The sequence below is a fragment of the Sporolactobacillus pectinivorans genome (assembly GCF_002802965.1).
Taxonomy (GTDB): domain Bacteria; phylum Bacillota; class Bacilli; order Bacillales; family Sporolactobacillaceae; genus Sporolactobacillus; species Sporolactobacillus pectinivorans.
Genome location: NZ_NXGA01000001.1, coordinates 1 through 18,231, shown reverse-complemented (window position 1 = coordinate 18,231; position 18,231 = coordinate 1). Strand labels below are relative to the sequence as shown.

Below are 18,231 nucleotides of genomic sequence, written 5' to 3'. Positions count from 1 at the left end.
GACGGCATGAATTAAGGCATATCCGCTAAGACAGATTAATCGTGTTATGATAGTTTATGTGATACAAAGCTTATAAGCGAAGAGAGGGTTCATGATGATTGAACATATTGTTTTGTTTAAATTTAGCGACAGCACGACTGAGGCACAAAAGGAAGAGGGAGCCAGCAGGTTGCGCCACCTGATACATGAACTCCCGGGCATCATTGACATACAGGCCGGGCAGAATTACTCAACACGCGGCAAGGGCTATTCGATGGCACTGACTGTTCTGTTCCGATCTAAAGAGGATCATGAGCATTACACGCCGTCTCCGGAACATCAGGCTGCTCATTCTTATTTGGAGGAAATTGGACTGATCGACTCACTTGCTGTTGATTTCGAAATTTCTTCTGAAAAATAATTTCTTTTGCAAAAATTCGTTTCCGCGTGAAGTTTCACGCCAGAACGGATTTTTTTTGCTTTCCGCCATATTGTTAATACTTGACTCCGGCTTTTCATCCCGCTGTTATGGCTGGACGCAAAATATCCACTTTTTTGTGGCAGGTTGATTCACGTGCATCTTTTTATGAATGCTGGCGAATAGAATGAAGTACTAATTTTAATGGGACAATCCAGATTTTATTCGTATGGATTGGATCCGGGAAGGAATTTGATTATGAAACTGAAAAAATTTTGTTTGCTTGCTTTTGCTGCTGCCTTGGCGATTAGCGGGATCGGAACGGGAAAGGCTTATGCCGACAGTGCCCCGGGTGATGTGATTGTCACGCTTGGTGCAGACCTGACTCCGGCACAGCGGCAGTCAATGCTGAATGAGATGGATGTTGATCCAAAAACGGCGCAGATTATTGAAGTGACAAACAGTGAAGAACATAAATATCTGGATAACTATCTGTCTCAGTCCCAGATCGGTACGCGGGCGATCAGTTCTTCCAAAATCACTTTGGGGCAGAAGGGTTCCGGGCTGCAGGCGAGCACGCATAATATTACCTACGTCACACAGGACATGTATATTAATGCGCTTGCCACCGCGGGCGTCAAAGATGCGGATGTTTACGTCACAGCCCCCTTCCCCGTTTCCGGGACGGCCGCGCTGACAGGGCTGATTAAGGCCTATGAAGTGAAAACAGGCACAGTCATTCCAGAGGCAAAGCAACAGGTCGCAAATGAGGAAGTCGTGACAACGGCAGAACTGGGACAACAGAACGGCGTCGGTCAGGCAAAGGCGGCAGAGCTGGTGACGGCCATTAAAGATAATCTGGCGAAGAATATGCCCAAATCCAGAGCAGATGTAGAGAAAGCCGTCCGCAATGCCGCTCAGCAAGTCAATGTTCAGCTGAGCGATGCTGATATTCAGAAACTGGTGGATCTTTTTGATAAAATGCGGACAATGAATATTGACTGGAATCAGATGGGCAGCCAAATGCAGCAAGTCAAAGATAAAATCAGCCAGCTGGCCCATTCAAGTCAGACCAGCGGGTTCCTGTCTCAAGTATTTACAGCAATCGCAAATTTCTTCTCGGCCATCTTTAAAGCGATTGGTTCACTATTTTAAACAAATAGAAAATTAATTTTGGCGGCCGGATATGGCCGCCTTTTTCATCTTTTCAGGAGTTATAGAATAATAAAAGAGCTGAACGATACTGGATTGGCCGATTAAAACGCTTATAAATAGATTTTGCTGAAAACTGTTTGATTTATCTTGTCTGATAGTGATCCCATTGGTAAATCTGAAGAAATTGTAGCGGACAGAACAACATCAGAAACTCAGGCAAACTCGATTGACCGGGCTGCCGATAAAAAAAGTTCTGCTGCTTTGACAGCGCGTTCTGAAGAATGTCTCTGGCGGGAACTGTAAAGCTTCATATTGGTGCGCATGATGCCCACTGCAGACGGGTGGCTGAACAGATTATTCACGTCTTCGATCAGTTCTTCCTGACCCGGGGCTGCAACAGCAAGTCCGGAAGACAGAAGATATTGTGTGTTGTCCGCTTCCTGTCCTCCAAGCGGTCTATAAATGATCATCGGAAGTTCCGAGGCAATGGCTTCGGAAATGGTCAGGCCGCCGGGTTTTGTCACAAGCAGATCGGAAACGGACATCCATTCGTTCATGTTGTCGACATAGCCTTCGACATGAACCGGATGGCGTGAAGTCTGGCCGAACTTCGAAAAATCATGATAGGCCTTCCGGTTTTGCCCGCAGATCAAGGCAATTCTGAAATCTGTCTCCATTTTATCCACGGCTCTGAGCACCGGGAGCATGTTTCTGAAGATGCCGCAGCCTCCGCCCATCATCAGCAGCACTTTCTGATTCAAAGGGATATGGAGTTTCTCTTTCAGCTTGTCAGTGTTCTGCCGGATGGAAAACCCGGATTGGATCGGAATGCCTGTCGTGATAATTTTCAGGGGGTCAGCTTTCATTTCGACCAATTTGTCCCGCACTGCGTCGGAAGCGACAAGATAGCCATCCGTATTGCGGTTGACCCAACTGCTGTGGAAGGAATAATCCGTTATCAGCGTCAGAAACGGAGAAGAGGGGAACCAGCCTTCCTGTTTGATCTGAGACATCATCACCGAAGCGGCGGGAAAGGTGCTGATCACAAGATCGGGGCGTTCTTCCTCCAGAACAGTGATCAGATGGTCAATGCCAAAATGGTTGATGGTTTTGAGCAATGACGCTGCCGCGTTGTTTTTCTGGGTCTTCTTGTATATATAGTGGTAAAGTGACGGAAAGTGAGTGACTCCGGACAGGAATGTATGCTTTTCCAGCGAATCAAGCTTTGAAGGCACCAGTGATGTCACATCCAGTACCCGTGCTGTATATTTTGAAGGATGGGCGGCGAAGGCTTCGGAAAGTGCATAAGCAGCTTGTTTATGGCCGCTGCCGTAGGATCCTGTTAATATGAGCACTCTGGCAATATCCATCATTTAATCTCCTCTGCCTGAAACTTATTTTCTATTTTCATCATTTTTGTGGCATATCCAATACCAAGTTTATAATATATTCGTTGTGAACGGAAGCAAAATGACGTGTTTATCTGAAACATTTAGCTGAAGCAGCAGTTCATTAAAACTATTATACAGGCTTTATGTTCATACAACACGATAAATTTTCTTTGAGCGGGGCAGCCCATTGATGCAGGACGAGCCGCTGATTTATCTTTTCCCGATTTGAATCACTGTAGTCATGAAGAACGGAAAGCTGATATAAGGGCATTTCAGCGCTTTGACATCAGAACGGTATACCTTCTGTATTTCATCATGAGGCTTTTTCCGATATAATAGCCAGTGAGCAAGCAATGACCATGACCGATGTTGATCATGGGGTGGCCATGTGCGCCAGCAAGCCTGTATCTGTTCCAGCTCCCGATTCGGTTATCCGCTTTTTTTCAAAAATCCGGAGGTAATATTTTCCGGGTATATTGAACATCCTTCAAAAAGAGGCGAAAGTGTTTGATTCACTTTCTACATATAGTTTGGGCAATTTTTTTTATCATTATTTCAATAGTTGTTGTTTACGGCATTATTCCAACCGTAGTCATGCGTCCGCTTTTTTTCCGCGGGGCCAAGCCATCCGGCGATGCAAAGGAGCAAATCTGTCTGACTTTTGACGATGGACCAAGTGCAATGTACACAAACCGGCTGCTTGATCTTCTGAAAAAATATCATGTGCATGCAACATTTTTCGTCGTTGGAGAACGTGCTTCGGAACATAGCGAATTATTGAAAAGGATGACTGCTGATGGTCACTTGATCGGCATCCATCATTACCGGCATCTCAGCAACTGGTTCCTTACGCCCACCGGGACAAGAAAACAGTGCAACATGGCTGCGGATGCTGTTGAAGCGATAACCGGTGTGCGGCCGGTTTATTACCGTCCCCCGTGGGGCCATATCAATCTGTTCCTTCCCTTGGAAGCACATTCTTTCCGGATTGTTCTTTGGTCGGCAATTCTTGGCGATTGGCGGAAAAAGCTTGGTAAGGAACGGCTGAAAAGAAGGATTTATCGCCATTTACGGGATGGGGCTCTTATTTGCCTGCACGATGATGGTGAGAATCCAGGAGCGGACAATGACGCACCGGAAAATACCATTGCAGCACTGGCGGATATTTTTGAAGAGACTGCTGGCCGCTATCAATTTGTTACCATCGATGAACTGTTCCAGAATCGACAATCCGTGAAGTTCAGCATAAACATTTAGTACATTGAAAGATGAGGTGCAGTATGGCCGGAAGCAAACGTAAAGCGAATCAGACAGAAAAAGATCGCAAAAAAAGTATGGAGCGCAGAAGAATTGTTCTGTTCAGCTCGGCAATCGTCATTCTGTTGATCGCCGCTATTGGCATCATGATCTTCAAAGATCAGCAGAAAAATGAAGCGAAACCTGTAAAGAAACCGGCCACGCACCGGACGGAACAGGTTGCTCAGATTGACTATGACGGACAGCCCTTTATCGGCAGTACGAGTGCGCCGGTTAAAATTGCTGAATTTGCGGATTACCGCTGCCCGTATTGCAAAGCGTTTGAGGAAAGCATCGTACCAAGACTGGAGAAAGACTATATCAAAACGAATAAAGTCAGTTTCTATTTTATTAACTACACAATACTTGGTCCGGGTTCAGTTCTTGCTGCTGAGGCGTCAGAAGAAGTGTTTCACCAGAATCCAAGAGGGTTCTGGGCGTTCCATCAAGCGCTTTATAAGGCCCAGGGCAGTGAAACAAAGGAATGGGTTACAAAAAACCTGTTGACTGATATTGCTAAGCAGACGGTTCCTTCGCTCGATATGAAGGCATTTCAGAACGCGCTGGACACCCAATCGCATAAACAGGCGATTGACAGTGATAACGAGATGGCCGAGTCACTCGGCGTGCCGGGCACTCCTGCTGTGTTCGTGAATGGCAAGCTTATTGAAGCGGCTCAGAATTATGCGATTTTGAAGCAGGCGATTGACACAGCCTTGCAGAAAAAATGACAGAAATGTCCGGGGGGAGAAAAGAGTGGGCGTCCCTGTCGCAGGAATGCGCGTCCTGTCATCTGATTGTAAAGTATGGAACGGTTCCGTCTGTCATAATAGTAAAAATGAAAAAAAGACAGGAGGAGACGCTCATGCTTTATGGTTCGACCATCGCAAAAAGCGCAGCGGTTGCTGCCACGTTCACCTCATCGTTTTTTATACTGCCATCGTATGCCGCTGCACATCTGATCAATGACGACAGTTTACTGTATAAAGGCATGAACAACGAAGATATCAGAACGGTTCAATCTATCTTGAAAGCAACCGGCCAGTATTCGCTGAGGAAGGAAACCGGATATTTTGGCAGCGCAACTGAAAAAGCGGTGAAACAGTTTCAAAGCGTCAATGGAATTCAAGTGGATGGTATCGTGGGTACTCAGACAAAGCAGGCACTTATTTCCGCCGCTCATCGGCAGATGAATCTGCTGTCAGTTGGTTCCATCGGTGAAGATGTTAAATATCTTCAGACTTACCTGCAGAGGTTTGGTTATTATGACGACGAAATTGATGGAATATTTGGCATTAAGACAGAGCATGCAGTTATTGTGCTGCAAAAGGGCACGAATATAGCCGTAGACGGAATTGTCGGTCCAATAACCTGGGGAAGTATTGAGAAACTGAGCATGGAACAAAACAAGGGCCAGGCGACCAGGCCGAAGACAATGATTAAAGCCCCTTCTGAAGCCAGGCAAAGTCACATCATGAAACGTCCCGTTCAAAAACAGATTGCTTCAGTCAGGGAATTTTATGCGAACAGTACCGCTTATACAGCGAGATGTGCGGGATGTTCCGGGACTACAGCTACGGGCATCAATCTGCTGCAGAATCCGGATACAAAGGTGGTCGCCGTTGATCCGTCAGTCATTCCTCTTGGTACGAAGTTGTACGTGGAGGGCTATGGTTACGCGGTGGCCGGAGATACAGGCGGAGCGATCAAGGGAAGAAAAATCGATGTTTTCTTCAATGATAACGGAACTGCGCTGCAATGGGGCAGAAGGACGGTCAAAGTTAAAATCCTGAACTAGGAACAGGCCTGGAAAATGGCTGAGCATTTTCAGATGCATGATTTTTTTGAAAAGAAAGCAGTATAATATCAGTGCGACGAGCCAGATGTTTTTGCCGCCAGGCTAAAGCAATCGGCTCTTTTTGCAGTTACAGTATGGCCTTGAGAAACGATGTGCGAAAAAAGTAATCGTAGGGGCCAGTGGCAGGCGGGGACAATGCCGAACTTTTTCTATTGAGCGGGTTTCGCTTCTGTGCTACGATTCAGTAGAAAAAGTCGAAAAATTTTTACTCGGTTAAGAGGTAAATGATTAATGATGCATGTTCATAACATGATGGAAGACGCGGTTGAAGACTTGCTTGAGAAACAGTGGGACAATCTGACGGTATCCTGCCACTGCGGAGAATGCAAAACGGATGTGCTTGCTTTAAGCCTGAACCGGCTTAAACCGCATTATGTCCGTCTTCAGGCGGGAAGCGCATACGTTAAGGCTGATTTGATGACTGAACAGGCTAAAGCGACCATGCTGACAGCTATTGTTGAGAGCACAAAGGTGATTTCTGCTTATCCGCATCACCAGCATGAAGATAAAGAAGAATGAGCGATTATTTTAAAGCCCCGCTGCACAGGGCACAGCGGGGCGGGTGTTTCGAAATTTCCATTATCTGTTCTTGAAAAAATCTCTGTTCAACTGGATATATTTCTGTTCTTCTTCCGGAACTTCATCTTCCGGATAGATTGCTTCGACCGGACAGACAGCTTCACAGGCGCCGCAGTCAATGCAAACGTCCGGGTCAATATACATCTGCTTTTTACCCTCAACGATGCAGTCGACCGGACAGGTTTCGATGCATTCGCCTGCTTTTTCATTTTCACAGGCAGAAGTAATAACAAAAGCCATAGAAAAATCTCCCTTCAAAAAGATAAAAAGCACATTTTTTCCATTCCATTATGACTACTTTCAAGTGATAATTCAATCCCTGACCGGAAAAGAAAATACTTTCTTCTCACCGGAACGTCTTGCCTGTAAACAGGGCGGGAGCGAGAAGCAGCCCGGAGAGGAAACCGGTCAGATGCCCCATGACGTCGATATTCGGAATGATAAACGAATAAATCAGGCTGATAGCCAGTGTAACAAGAACAATTGTCTGATCCTGTTTGGAAATCCATTCCTTCCGGAACACAATCAGATAGAGGTAGATACCGAACAGACCGAACACCGCGCCGCTTGCTCCATAATGACTGAAGCCCTGTGATTCCAGAAAAAGTGAGGCAATATTTGCGACAATGCCTGTTCCCAGATAACCGAGAGTAAAACGCCACTTGCCAAGCATCATTTCCAGTGCCGGTGCAAAGATGAGTATGGAGAAAGCGTTAAAAAGGATGTGTTCGAACGTTGTATGCAGAAAAACGGCTGTAATGAGCTGCCACCAGGCACCATGCATGATATCATAGTTGGAAGCCAGCATGAACTGAAAAACAACGTTTGCGAATCCGTACAGCGCTCCCCATTGTAAAGCAACATAAAACATTAAAAAGATAAGAATATTAACCGCCAGAATCACCGATGTGACAGGATAATGCTTTAAAAACTGTTTAAAAGATTCGGTACGGATAAACAAAACTTGTCCTCCTCAAAGCATGATCTTCATTTAAGTATAGGGTAAAATAGACGGTAATGATAGTTAAAGCAGATTAACTCAGAAACTCACTGGGATATACTTTTTACATACTTGACACAGCACAAACTTTTTATAATTACTGGAGGGAGCCGGATGATCTCTGGCATCGGATTGGATATCACAGAACTGGACCGGATTCGGAAGCACATTAACGACGACACGTTTATCCGCCGTGTTCTGACGCCGGAGGAGCGCGAATGCTTCGGCACACTGGGAGAGAAGAGAAAAACAGAGTTTCTCGCCGGCCGCTTCTCAGCCAAAGAAGCCTATGCCAAAGCAAGGGGCACGGGCATTGGCGGGGATGTTTCATTTCAGGATCTGACCATTCTCAATGATCCGTCCGGCAAACCGTATCTCAGAAATTCGAGTGCCGGGGAAGAAAGAGTTCACCTTTCAATCACACATACGGACCAGACAGCTGCCGCGTTTTGCGTGATTGAAAGCCTGTCATGCTAGTCTGCATATTCATATACTTTGTCTCATATAGTTTATTACGCTGGGAGGGGCTATTGTGCACGTCGTATCGCGGGAAGAGATGCAGGCGATTGATCGTTACACCATTCAGCAGATAGGACTGGGAGGGCCGCTGCTGATGGAAAATGCGGGACGGGCAGTCTATGCCGCTCTTGCTCCTGCATTGAGAAAAGATGAAAAAGTGATTATTGTCATTGGCAAGGGGAACAATGGGGGAGACGGATTCGTTATTGCGCGAATGTTTCTGGACAGCGCGGCGGACGGGGAGGTATGGCTTCTGCCGGACCCGCTTAAAATTAAAGGCGATGCCGCCTACCACATGAAAGCTTTTCTGGCTTCCGGAGGAAAGATCAGGAACATTCGGGAAGAACCGGAAGTTTTCAATCTGAACATCAGCGAGGCTGACTTGATCATTGACGCATTGCTTGGCACAGGTTTCCATGGGACGCCTTATGCGGAGTATCTAAGTACCATCAATAGGATCAATCAGTCCAAAGCAAAAGTTGTTTCAGTAGATTTGCCGAGTGGCGTTCCGGCAGACGGACAGCCTTTTTCTCACCCGGCTGTATCCGCTGACCTGACGCTGACACTTGAGTGCCCGAAGCTGGCACAGTTCGTCCAGCCGGCCGCCCGCTATTTCGGGACTGTCCGGACACTGTCCATTGGAATACCGGAGTCAGCAGTGTACCAGGCAGGTGTCAGGAGAAAAATATGGCAGAAGGAAGATGTCCTGCGCACGCTGCCGCGGAGGGATCCTTTTTCACACAAGGGATCCCATGGGAAGGGACTCCTGATTGCCGGGGCGGAACAGATGCCCGGAGCCGCTTTTTTTTCAGCTAAAGCAGCGCTTCGTTCAGGTATCGGTCTTCTCAGGCTGAGCGTTCCCGATCAGATACAACCGATTGTCGCGTCCCATCTTCCGGAAACGATGTTTATGCAGCGTTCGGTCCTGGATTTCAAGGGGCTTTCAGGCATTGCCATCGGCCCGGGACTCGGTCGCAAACCGGAACAGGCCGATCTTGTCAGGAAAGTAGTGGCATGTGAGGGCATTCCCTGTGTGATTGATGCGGACGGAATCTATCATCTGAGCAGCATGACCGAATTGCTGAAAAAAAGAAAGAGTCCCGTTGTTCTCACACCACATCCGGGGGAAATGGCATATCTTCTGGGAATGACTATCGGCGATGTAGAAAGCAGCCGTTTCGATGTTTCTAAGATGTTTGCGGCAAAATTTGGTGTTTATCTTGTGCTGAAAGGTAAAAACACGATTATTACAGCACCTGATGGCAGTCAGGTCGTAAACACTACAGGAAACGCGGCTCTTGCGAAGGGCGGTTCCGGAGACGTTCTGACAGGTATCCTGTTCGCTTTTCTCCTGCAGCACAAGAAGACGATGGATGCTGTATGCAATGCGGTTTACCTGCATGGCGCTCTGGCTGATGATCTGGTGCGTGCCAACCACTCGGAATTGGATGTGCTGGCATCGGATCTGATTGAACATATTCCTCCCGTCTTGCATCATCTTTATCAAAATGCGACGCGCTAGTATAGAGGCCCTCCTTTGTCACCGAATAGAGGCAAAGGGGTTGGATTATAAATGAAAAAATGGTCGGTTGTAGGGCTGGCGGCGATTCTGATGGCTGTTCTGTTATCGGGATGCGGCGCAAAGTCTGAAAAAGATGTTATTAAGGATCTCGGCAATAAAATTGAGCAAATGAACAGTTATCAGACTGACGCGACAATGACTTTTCAGCATAACGGCAAGAAACAGATATACCAGGCAAATATTACTTTTAAAAAGCCATATTACTACAGAGTGGCTCTGACTGACAGCAAGAATGAAAATAAACAGATGATTCTTCGCAATGCTGACGGTGTTTTTGTGCTGACGCCCGAGCTGAACAAGAGCTATCAGTTCGAGAGTACCTGGCCGAACAACAGAAGCCAGGCCTATCTTTATCATTCATTGAATCAGGATATACAAAATGACCCCAATCCCGGATTTAAGATCAAAGATAATCAATATATCTTTGACACAAAGACAAATTACAATACCACGCAGCTTGCCAACCAGAGCATCACTTTGAACAAAAACCTGACACCCGAAATGGTCCAGGTCAAGGACAAGGACCAGAATATTATTGTAACGGTGAACTTCAGCCATTTTAAAGTCAATCCACCGATTGATCAGAAAACATTTGATGTGAAACAGAATATGACTGCTGCCAGGATTAAAAATACTCAGACTGTCTCTGCGGACAATGCGACATTTAGACTGCAGTATCCGACGGCTGATATTTCGGGGACAAAACTTTCTATGATGAAGCCGGAAGTCACGCAGGCAGGTGAAAAATACGTGCTTAAGTACAGCGGCAAGAAACCGTTCACTCTGATTGAATCAAAAAGCGTGGCGTCTCTATCCATTATACCGGCCTTGGCGACAGGTGATCCCGCCAACTTGGGATTTGCAATCGGATCAGTGAGCGACAATACGCTGTCATGGTCTAGCGGAGGAACGGATTATTATTTGGCTTCAGACAAACTGACGCAGGATGAACTGATTTCAGTCGCCCAATCGATGAACGGAACGGTAATCAAGTAAATCAGTCATTAATCCCCCCGGCTGAAACGGGCCGGGGGCTTTTTGCATATGCATATTTATCGAAAAGGCTGTGTAGGGAAAAACCCGCTTTTTTTCAGGTTTCTTTGTTAACGTCTTCTGGTCCGCATCTTTCGTTTTTTCGTGATTCGTGCTTAAATAGAAAAGAAATCTTTGTCGAATTTAGATGGACGGGTTGCGTTTTTGGCTGTCTGTCAAATCCATACTATTAATTAAAGGCTGGGACATGACAATGGAAACGTCTTTCTATAGAGAAACATGGGCGGATATCAATCTGGATGCAGTCGCCGATAACGTGGCGGATATGAAAAAAAGAATTCCGGAAGAGACGGCGCTGATGGCTGTCGTCAAGGCAAATGGGTATGGGCATGGAGCTTTGCAGGTAGCCAGGACCGCGCTGGCGAACGGTGCTGAATGGCTGGCGGTAGCGATCTTCGACGAAGCACTTGCACTTCGGAAGAATGGAATTGAGGCACCCATCCTCGTTTTGTCACCAATCCGACCGGAAGATGCGGGGCTTGCAGCGAAATATCATATTTCTTTGACTGTTTTCCAGAAAGAATGGATCAGTATGGCCCGAAAGGCTGACCGGAATGAGGAACCGGTTTTCCTCCACATTGCCTGTGATACAGGAATGGGTCGAATTGGCATCCGTAATGACAAAGAGGCTGAAGCACTGGTTGAAGAGATTGGCAAAGACCGACGATTCGTCGTTGAAGGGCTGTTTACTCATTTTGCGACGGCAGACCAGGATGATGAAGCTTATTTTAATGAACAATATAACCGGTTTGAAACCATGATTGACTGGATCCATGATCTGGGAATCCACCCGCCGGTGATTCACTGTGGAAACAGCGCAGCAACACTGAAGTATCCTGCAGAGGGCCGGCATCTTTTCAATATGGTGCGCTACGGCATCGCAATGTATGGCTTGTCACCGTCTACAGAGATGGCCAATAAGCTGCCCTTTCCACTGAAGAGAGCGTTGTCGTTGCACAGCAGGCTCGTAAATGTAAAAAAGGTTGAGGCGGGATCGGCTATTGGCTACGGGGCGACTTATCGGGCGGAATCAGAGGAATGGATCGGCACTGTACCGATCGGCTATGCAGACGGCTGGCTGCGCGCCCTGTCTGGTTCGGATGTGCTCATCGGAGGAGAAAGATGCCGGATCGTTGGCCGGATTTGTATGGATCAGTTTATGTGCCGGCTGCCGCATGAATTTCCGCTGGGAACCGAAGTAACTCTGATCGGTAAAAACGGCGGTGAAGAAATTACAGCAGATGGTCTGGCTCAGAAACTGCAGACCATTAACTATGAAATAACCTGTATGATTCATCCGCGTGTGCCGAGAGTTTTCTGGAAAGACGGGAAAAAAACGGGGACAGTCAATCCTGTCCTGATCAGTAATATGCAGCAGTAAAGACCTCCATTATTCAACAAAAAAATACTTTTTTTATCCAGAGGGATAAAAATCCTCACTTTTTGCCGAAAATAGCTTTGAAAAACTATTTTGAAAATGATACGATGTTTCTTAGATAAAAAAGAATTATTCTGACTAAAGTGGTGGGGGTGCAGGCATGCCGGAATCAAATTTGAAAGAAATCATGCTGAGTTTACCGCAATATTTACTGAATGAAATTGATGGGATTGCCAGTCGTGACAAGATGAACCGCAGTGAATTTCTCCATCGCGCAATTAGAATGTATTTGCATGAGCGAAATAAGGGCTATGTCCGTGAGATCATGCGTCAGGGCTACATGGAAATGGCTAAAATAAATCTTAACATTGCTTCTGAGGCATTCCTTGCTGAAGAGGAGGCAGAGGTCACTCTGGAACGCTCCGTTAGCGGGGTGTGACGGTGTGATTGTTAAGCGCGGCGATGTTTACTTTGCAGATCTCTCTCCGGTAGTGGGATCGGAACAGGGCGGCGTACGTCCGGTTCTTATTATTCAGAATGACATTGGCAACCGGTTCAGCCCGACTGTTGTTGTCGCAGCCATTACCGCACAAATTCAGAAGGCAAAACTTCCAACTCATGTAGAGATTGATGCAAAACGTTATGGCTTCGACCGGGACTCGGTCATCCTGCTTGAACAAATAAGAACTATTGACAAGCAGCGGCTGACAGATAAAATCACTCATTTGGATGAAGAAATGATGAACAGGGTCAATAAGGCAATACAAATTAGTCTCAGCCTTGTCGATTTTTAAACATTCAAGTGGAAACGTGGTGGCCGGTCATCAGACGTTAAGTGAACGGACAATTGCAGAATGAATAAGAACGATCAGGATGTCGATCCGTTTGCGGATTGATGTCTTTTATTTTTTTCCCATTTCCAGCCTTTATGTTTGCCATAAGAGCGTTCTCATGAAATAATAGATTGAGATATTAATTTGCAGAATATTGTAGAAATAATGAGATGGGTGTTCGAAGGCCTGAATACGCGGCAATTGCAACGTGATCAATTTTTACTATGAGACGGGGTGGAGCGTTGTGCCAACAAAGTCCCGACTGCAACAAAATGAAATTCGTCAATTGATAGCTGCCTATCAGAAGAGTCCTGATGACGAAACGCTGCAGAACAAGCTCATTGGTCATTATGAAAATCTGGTCGGAGCGCTGTCCAGAAAATTCGCCGGCAACCGCGAAGTGCGTGAGGACCTTTTTCAGGTAGGGATGATTGGTCTGTTCTCTGCTATGAAAAAGTATGATCCTTCTTATGGGCGAAGCTTCGAATCATATGCTGTGCCCACGATTATCGGCGAAGTCAAACGCTACATCCGCGACAAGACATGGAGCGTTCATGTCCCGCGGTGTATTAAAGAGCTCAGCCCGAAAATCAGGCGGGCGTCAGAGGAATTGACGGGAAGCCTCCAGCGTTCTCCTAATATCAATGAAATCGCCCAAGCCATTGGCGAAAGCACGGAAAAGGTTCTGGAGACTATGGAAATGGTACGCAGTTACAATGCTCTTTCCGTTGACTCACAGATCAACGAAGATTCCGGGTGCGGATCATTAACGCTGCTGGACACTTTTGGTACCCGCGACCAGGGTTATGAAAAAGTGCACAAAAAAATGATCCTTGAGACTGCATTTAAGCTGCTTTCCAAACGTGAGAAAGAAATTCTTCTTTTTACTTATTTTGAAAATCTCAGCCAGAAAGAAGCGGGTGATCGCCTTGGCATATCTCAGATGCATGCATCGCGGATTCAGAGAAGGGCGCTGCAGAAACTTCGCGATGTTCTGCCGGCTGATGACGGATGGTCAAGCTCCGGAATCTGACTTTCTGACTTTCCACAACATATTTTTTAGCAGCCCGATCTTTGGGCTGCTTTTTTAGCACTGGAAAAAGTATTTGCAATGACGGAGACTGTGAATGGCGGTTCTGGTATGATAAGAGGCAGGGGGAGACGCTATGAATACTGTTTTTATACATATTGCAAAAGAGATGGGGATCGGCGCCGGTCAGGTGGATCAAGTTATCCGGTTGCTTGAAAAGGACAATACGATTCCATTTATTGCCCGTTACCGTAAAGAAATGACCGGCGGGCTTGATGAAGTGCAGATCGGGACCATTCACGATGCCTACGCATACAGCTGCCAGCTCGAAAAGCGCAAGGATGAAGTGCTGGCAAGAATAGACGAGCTGGGTAAACTTGATGAATCACTGAGAAAAAAGATACAGCAGGCGGAAAAACTTCAGGATGTTGAAGACCTTTATCTTCCCTACAGACAAAAGAGGCGGACACGCGCGACGGCCGCAAGGGAAAAAGGTTTGGAACCGCTTGCTGACTGGTTGATGGATCTGCCCGTGACACCGGTTTCCAAAGAGGCAATCAAGTTTGTTTCTGCTGAGAAAGAGGTGAAAAGAGTAGAAGATGCGGTCCGCGGGGCAGAGGATATTATTGCGGAAAGAGTTGCCGAACACGCGGAACTGAGAGCTCTGGCGCGGCGCGAGACATTTGGCGGAGGTATGATACAAGTCAAATCCGGGAAAAACCGAAGCCTTGATGAGAAAAGGGTCTATGAAATGTACTATGATTATCAGGAAATGGCAAAAAAGATTGCGCCCCATCGTATTCTTGCTATAAACCGCGGTGAAAAGGAAGGCATTCTGAAGATTGCCGTCATTGCTCCTGAGGAGAGCATTTTACCTGCTGCTAAACGCTTTCTTGTTAAAGGGAGAGATACTTCTGCACAGGAAGTTCTGGATGCCAGTGCAGAAGATGCCTATAAGCGGCTGATTGCTCCTGCCGTAGAGCGTGAACTGCGCCAGGCACTGACCGAAAAAGCTGAAAAACAGGCGATTCATATTTTTTCTGAAAATCTGCGCGGACTGCTCCTTCAGCCTCCGATGAAGGCCAAAACAGTGCTTGGCGTTGATCCGGCATACCGGACTGGCTGCAAGCTTGCTGTCGTTGATCCGACCGGGAGGGTGATGGACATCTCTCTGATTTTTCCGACACCCCCTAAATCTGATATTCTCGGGGCGCGAAAAACAGTACTGTCACTGATTGACAAGTATCCCATTGAGCTCATTGCAATTGGCAACGGCACTGCGTCGCGTGAAACGGAAGCCTTTATCGCGGATACCATAAAAAATATTAAGGGCAAGGCGGTTTTTTATACGATCGTGAACGAAGCGGGGGCCAGTGTTTATTCAGCATCGGCAGTTGCCAGATCAGAATTTCCAGAGCTCCACGTTGAAGAGCGCAGCGCCGTTTCGATTGCAAGAAGGCTCCAGGATCCGCTTGCCGAACTGGTTAAGATTGATCCAAAATCAGTAGGCGTGGGGGAGTATCAGCATGATGTATCTCAGGGTGAACTTGAATCGTCGCTTAAATTTGTCGTGGAAACAGTCGTAAACAGGGTTGGCGTGAATGTCAATACGGCATCTCCAGAACTACTTCAATATGTAGCCGGGCTGTCCAAAACAGCTGCAGGCAATCTGGTCGCTGAACGCAACAGAAGGGGCAGATTTGAAAACAGGCAACAACTGAAAGACGTGCCACGGCTTGGACCGCGCGCTTTTGAACAGTGTGCGGGCTTTTTGAGAATTGAAGGGGGAAGCGAGCCTCTCGACAATACGCCGATCCACCCGGAAAGCTATTCTGAGACGCAGACACTTTTGACGAAAGCGGGTTGCCGGATCGGCGATCTCGGTACGGAGGCGCTGAAAAAAGCTCTCGGGCAGCTGAATATTAGCCGCACCGCCGCAGAACTATCGATCGGTGAGCCGACGCTGCGGGATATCGTTGAAGCACTTGACCGACCAGGACGCGATCCGCGTGACGATATCAAGAAACCGCTGCTGAAAACGGATGTACTGAAACTTGAGGACTTGAATGAAGGGATGAAGCTGGAAGGAACAGTACGGAATGTCGTTGATTTTGGCGCTTTCGTTGATATTGGTGTTAAGCAGGACGGATTGGTTCATATTTCCAAATTGTCCGGCCATTTTGTCCGGCATCCGCTGGATATTGTTCATGTCGGGCAGATTGTCACGGTATGGGTGGATGGGGTGGATTTCGACAAGGGGCGTGTTTCTCTGACGATGGTCGCTCCAAGGGGAAAAGCGGATATATAAGAGGATTTGCAAACAATTTAAAAGAGATTTTGGCAGCGGAGGAGAATAAAATGACAGATGAAGAACTTCAGAGCCTGGTTCAGGAAATTTCGCTCACCTATTTTCATCGCCCATTCCGCCATCGGGCTAAGTTCAACGCACGCCTGAGGACCACGGGCGGCCGCTATCTGCTTCAGAGTCATAACCTTGAATTCAATGAACGCCAACTGGTTCATTTTGGACTGGACGCATTTGTGGGAATCGTAAAGCATGAACTTTGCCATTACCATCTTCATCTCACCGGATCCGGATATCGTCACCGGGATTCTGATTTTCGAAAACTGCTCCAAATGGTTGGAGGTTCCAGATTTTGTGGCACTATTCCGGGCGCTGTGAATCTGTCTGGTCTCCGCTATATGTATCAATGCAAAAAGTGCGGCCTGCCCATCATTAGAAAGCGGCGCCTTGATACCAGAAGATATGTCTGCGCTAAATGTGGTGGCAAGATCCTTTTTATACAAAAAGAGCGAGTCAATCAAAATAAAGAAAACGAAAAGGAAAAAAAGGGTTGACGCAGTCTTTGCTTTTATGTTAAATTATTAAGGTCGTCAAAAGGACAAGAGATAGTTGATGTCTCTCATGCCGTGTTGACAAGTGGATTTTGAAAGAGTAGAATATCCCTTGACTTTGTTGTGGGAAGGTCACTTATTCCACAGTAGCTCAGCGGCAGAGCAATCGGCTGTTAACCGATCGGTCGTAGGTTCGAACCCTACCTGTGGAGCCATGGAGAAGTACCCAAGCTGGCTGAAGGGGCTCCCCTGCTAAGGGAGTAGACGGTGTAAATCGTGCGAGGGTTCGAATCCCTCCTTCTCCGCCATTTATTTTTTATGGCCCGTTCGTCAATCGGTTAAGACACTGCCGTATATGGCAGCCCGCGGGTTCGAATCCCGCACAGGTCACCTTAATTATGCAGCCGGGGCGGAATGGTTTCAGAACCAATGCGTTGGTTCAAGAGGATGATGCCGCCCATGGCATTTCCAATTTATCGCAGGTATGCGAGCTTTGGCGGAAAATGAGCAATGCATTTACATAGCTCTTTTCAATGTCAGCTATTCGGAAAATAATGATTTTTATAAGGAATTGTTAGTTCGGATTTGGCTGGGTTATTCATGTGAGCCGCTAGCTCAGGGGTAGAGCATCTGACTTTTAATCAGAGGGTCGAGGGTTCAAATCCCTCGCGGCTCATTTTAAGCGGGTGTGGCGGAATTGGCAGACGCGCTAGATTTAGGATCTAGTGTTTTGCGACGTGGGGGTTCGAGTCCCTTCACCCGCACCATCTTCATTTTAATATTATGCGGTCGTGGCGGAATGGCAGACGCGCTAGCTTGAGGGGCTAGTGGAGGCAACTTCGTGGAGGTTCGAGTCCTCTCGACCGCACCATTTTATTATGCGCCATTAGCTCAATTGGATAGAGCGTCTGACTACGGATCAGAAGGTTGGGGATTCGACTTCCTCATGGCGCATGATTTATCGGGAAGTGGCTCAGCTTGGTAGAGCATCTGGTTTGGGACCAGAGGGTCGCAGGTTCAAATCCTGTCTTCCCGACCATTTTCACGATGCGGGTGTAGTTTAGTGGTAAAACAAGAGCCTTCCAAGCTCTGGTCGTGGGTCCGATTCCCATCACCCGCTCCATTTTATTTATAAATGGGCCTGTAGCTCAGCTGGTTAGAGCGCACGCCTGATAAGCGTGAGGTCGGTGGTTCAAGTCCACTCAGGCCCACCATTTATCTAAAAGAAATGTTCCTTGAAAACTGAACAAAAGCCAAGCGTGATTTAAAGGGTGAAACCCTTAAGTCAATTCAAAATTTTTGCT

General features: G+C 47.0%; 18 protein-coding genes and 10 tRNA genes. 25 read left to right on the top strand and 3 right to left on the bottom strand.

All coding sequences use genetic code 11. The features are described from left to right. The first annotated feature begins 94 nt into the window (after nucleotides 1-94). Both COP04_RS00135 and COP04_RS00130 read left to right on the top strand, forming a co-directional pair. Nucleotides 95-400 carry a Dabb family protein gene (locus COP04_RS00135; RefSeq protein WP_100486041.1) on the top strand — a complete coding sequence of 102 codons (306 nt, stop codon included), beginning with the start codon at nucleotides 95-97 and terminating at the stop codon, nucleotides 398-400. Between the two features lie 261 nt (nucleotides 401-661). Continuing rightward, nucleotides 662-1,552 carry a DUF1002 domain-containing protein gene (locus tag COP04_RS00130; protein WP_100489458.1) on the top strand — a complete coding sequence of 297 codons (891 nt, stop codon included), beginning with the start codon at nucleotides 662-664 and terminating at the stop codon, nucleotides 1,550-1,552. Between the two features lie 212 nt (nucleotides 1,553-1,764). On the opposite strand, the gene COP04_RS00125 is transcribed toward COP04_RS00130, so the two are convergent. Further along, complete coding sequence (locus tag COP04_RS00125) at nucleotides 1,765-2,922, bottom strand: MGDG synthase family glycosyltransferase (RefSeq protein WP_100486039.1); 1,158 nt, start codon at nucleotides 2,920-2,922, stop codon at nucleotides 1,765-1,767. A 528-nt stretch (nucleotides 2,923-3,450) separates the two neighbouring features. Here COP04_RS00125 and COP04_RS00120 point away from each other — a divergent pair. The 4 genes from COP04_RS00120 to COP04_RS00105 all read left to right on the top strand — a co-directional run bounded on the left by COP04_RS00120 (nucleotide 3,451) and on the right by COP04_RS00105 (nucleotide 6,616). Beyond that, a complete protein-coding gene (locus tag COP04_RS00120) occupies nucleotides 3,451-4,200 on the top strand; it encodes a polysaccharide deacetylase family protein (RefSeq protein ID WP_239984709.1) in 750 nt (249 codons plus the stop codon). A 23-nt stretch (nucleotides 4,201-4,223) separates the two neighbouring features. Beyond that, on the top strand, nucleotides 4,224-4,970 hold the full coding sequence (locus COP04_RS00115) for a DsbA family protein (RefSeq protein ID WP_100486037.1): 747 nt from the start codon (nucleotides 4,224-4,226) through the stop codon (nucleotides 4,968-4,970). Between the two features lie 134 nt (nucleotides 4,971-5,104). Beyond that, on the top strand, nucleotides 5,105-6,037 hold the full coding sequence (locus tag COP04_RS20410; RefSeq protein ID WP_100486035.1) for a peptidoglycan-binding protein: 933 nt from the start codon (nucleotides 5,105-5,107) through the stop codon (nucleotides 6,035-6,037). Between the two features lie 291 nt (nucleotides 6,038-6,328). After that, entirely contained in the window at nucleotides 6,329-6,616 is a 288-nt protein-coding gene (locus COP04_RS00105; RefSeq protein WP_239984708.1) for a late competence development ComFB family protein, read from the top strand. 60 nt (nucleotides 6,617-6,676) lie between these two features. Here the strand turns inward: COP04_RS00105 and COP04_RS00100 are convergent, their stop codons facing one another. Further along, nucleotides 6,677-6,916, bottom strand: a complete 240-nt coding sequence (locus tag COP04_RS00100) for an indolepyruvate ferredoxin oxidoreductase subunit alpha (RefSeq protein ID WP_100486033.1) — start codon at nucleotides 6,914-6,916, stop codon at nucleotides 6,677-6,679. Nucleotides 6,917-7,022: 106 nt separating this feature from the next. Next, nucleotides 7,023-7,637, bottom strand: a complete 615-nt coding sequence (locus COP04_RS00095; RefSeq protein ID WP_100486031.1) for a rhomboid family intramembrane serine protease — start codon at nucleotides 7,635-7,637, stop codon at nucleotides 7,023-7,025. Between the two features lie 153 nt (nucleotides 7,638-7,790). On the opposite strand from COP04_RS00095, the gene acpS reads away from it, so the two are divergent. The 19 genes from acpS to COP04_RS00005 all read left to right on the top strand — a co-directional run bounded on the left by acpS (nucleotide 7,791) and on the right by COP04_RS00005 (nucleotide 18,141). Further along, nucleotides 7,791-8,153 carry a holo-ACP synthase gene (gene acpS, locus COP04_RS00090; protein ID WP_100486029.1) on the top strand — a complete coding sequence of 121 codons (363 nt, stop codon included), beginning with the start codon at nucleotides 7,791-7,793 and terminating at the stop codon, nucleotides 8,151-8,153. 55 nt (nucleotides 8,154-8,208) lie between these two features. Then, a complete protein-coding gene (locus COP04_RS00085; protein ID WP_100486027.1) occupies nucleotides 8,209-9,717 on the top strand; it encodes an NAD(P)H-hydrate dehydratase in 1,509 nt (502 codons plus the stop codon). Nucleotides 9,718-9,768: 51 nt separating this feature from the next. Further along, complete coding sequence (locus COP04_RS00080; RefSeq protein ID WP_100486026.1) at nucleotides 9,769-10,773, top strand: LolA family protein; 1,005 nt, start codon at nucleotides 9,769-9,771, stop codon at nucleotides 10,771-10,773. Between the two features lie 250 nt (nucleotides 10,774-11,023). After that, on the top strand, nucleotides 11,024-12,211 hold the full coding sequence (alr, locus tag COP04_RS00075; RefSeq protein ID WP_100489455.1) for an alanine racemase: 1,188 nt from the start codon (nucleotides 11,024-11,026) through the stop codon (nucleotides 12,209-12,211). A 157-nt stretch (nucleotides 12,212-12,368) separates the two neighbouring features. After that, the gene (locus tag COP04_RS00070; RefSeq protein WP_100486024.1) at nucleotides 12,369-12,647 is read left to right on the top strand and encodes a CopG family ribbon-helix-helix protein; all 279 of its coding nucleotides are present in this window, start codon (nucleotides 12,369-12,371) and stop codon (nucleotides 12,645-12,647) included. 4 nt (nucleotides 12,648-12,651) lie between these two features. After that, nucleotides 12,652-13,002, top strand: coding sequence for a type II toxin-antitoxin system PemK/MazF family toxin (locus COP04_RS00065; RefSeq protein ID WP_100486022.1), 351 nt, complete (start codon nucleotides 12,652-12,654; stop codon nucleotides 13,000-13,002). 283 nt (nucleotides 13,003-13,285) lie between these two features. After that, nucleotides 13,286-14,074, top strand: a complete 789-nt coding sequence (sigB, locus tag COP04_RS00060; RefSeq protein WP_100486020.1) for an RNA polymerase sigma factor SigB — start codon at nucleotides 13,286-13,288, stop codon at nucleotides 14,072-14,074. A 133-nt stretch (nucleotides 14,075-14,207) separates the two neighbouring features. Further along, nucleotides 14,208-16,379 carry a Tex family protein gene (locus tag COP04_RS00055; RefSeq protein ID WP_100486018.1) on the top strand — a complete coding sequence of 724 codons (2,172 nt, stop codon included), beginning with the start codon at nucleotides 14,208-14,210 and terminating at the stop codon, nucleotides 16,377-16,379. Between the two features lie 50 nt (nucleotides 16,380-16,429). After that, a complete protein-coding gene (locus COP04_RS00050; protein WP_100486016.1) occupies nucleotides 16,430-16,930 on the top strand; it encodes a SprT family protein in 501 nt (166 codons plus the stop codon). Nucleotides 16,931-17,067: 137 nt separating this feature from the next. After that, nucleotides 17,068-17,142: transfer RNA gene (locus COP04_RS00045), tRNA-Asn, on the top strand. Between the two features lies 1 nt (nucleotide 17,143). Further along, nucleotides 17,144-17,235, top strand: a tRNA-Ser gene (locus tag COP04_RS00040). Between the two features lie 12 nt (nucleotides 17,236-17,247). Next, nucleotides 17,248-17,317, top strand: a tRNA-OTHER gene (locus tag COP04_RS19275). Between the two features lie 214 nt (nucleotides 17,318-17,531). Further along, nucleotides 17,532-17,603, top strand: a tRNA-Lys gene (locus COP04_RS00035). Between the two features lie 6 nt (nucleotides 17,604-17,609). Then, nucleotides 17,610-17,694: transfer RNA gene (locus tag COP04_RS00030), tRNA-Leu, on the top strand. Nucleotides 17,695-17,712: 18 nt separating this feature from the next. Continuing rightward, nucleotides 17,713-17,798 (top strand) — tRNA-Leu (locus tag COP04_RS00025). A 9-nt stretch (nucleotides 17,799-17,807) separates the two neighbouring features. Then, a tRNA-Arg gene (locus tag COP04_RS00020) sits at nucleotides 17,808-17,881 on the top strand. An 8-nt stretch (nucleotides 17,882-17,889) separates the two neighbouring features. Further along, nucleotides 17,890-17,966 (top strand) — tRNA-Pro (locus tag COP04_RS00015). 10 nt (nucleotides 17,967-17,976) lie between these two features. Continuing rightward, nucleotides 17,977-18,050: transfer RNA gene (locus COP04_RS00010), tRNA-Gly, on the top strand. A gap of 14 nt (nucleotides 18,051-18,064) precedes the next feature. Continuing rightward, nucleotides 18,065-18,141 (top strand) — tRNA-Ile (locus COP04_RS00005). Nucleotides 18,142-18,231: the final 90 nt, after the last annotated feature.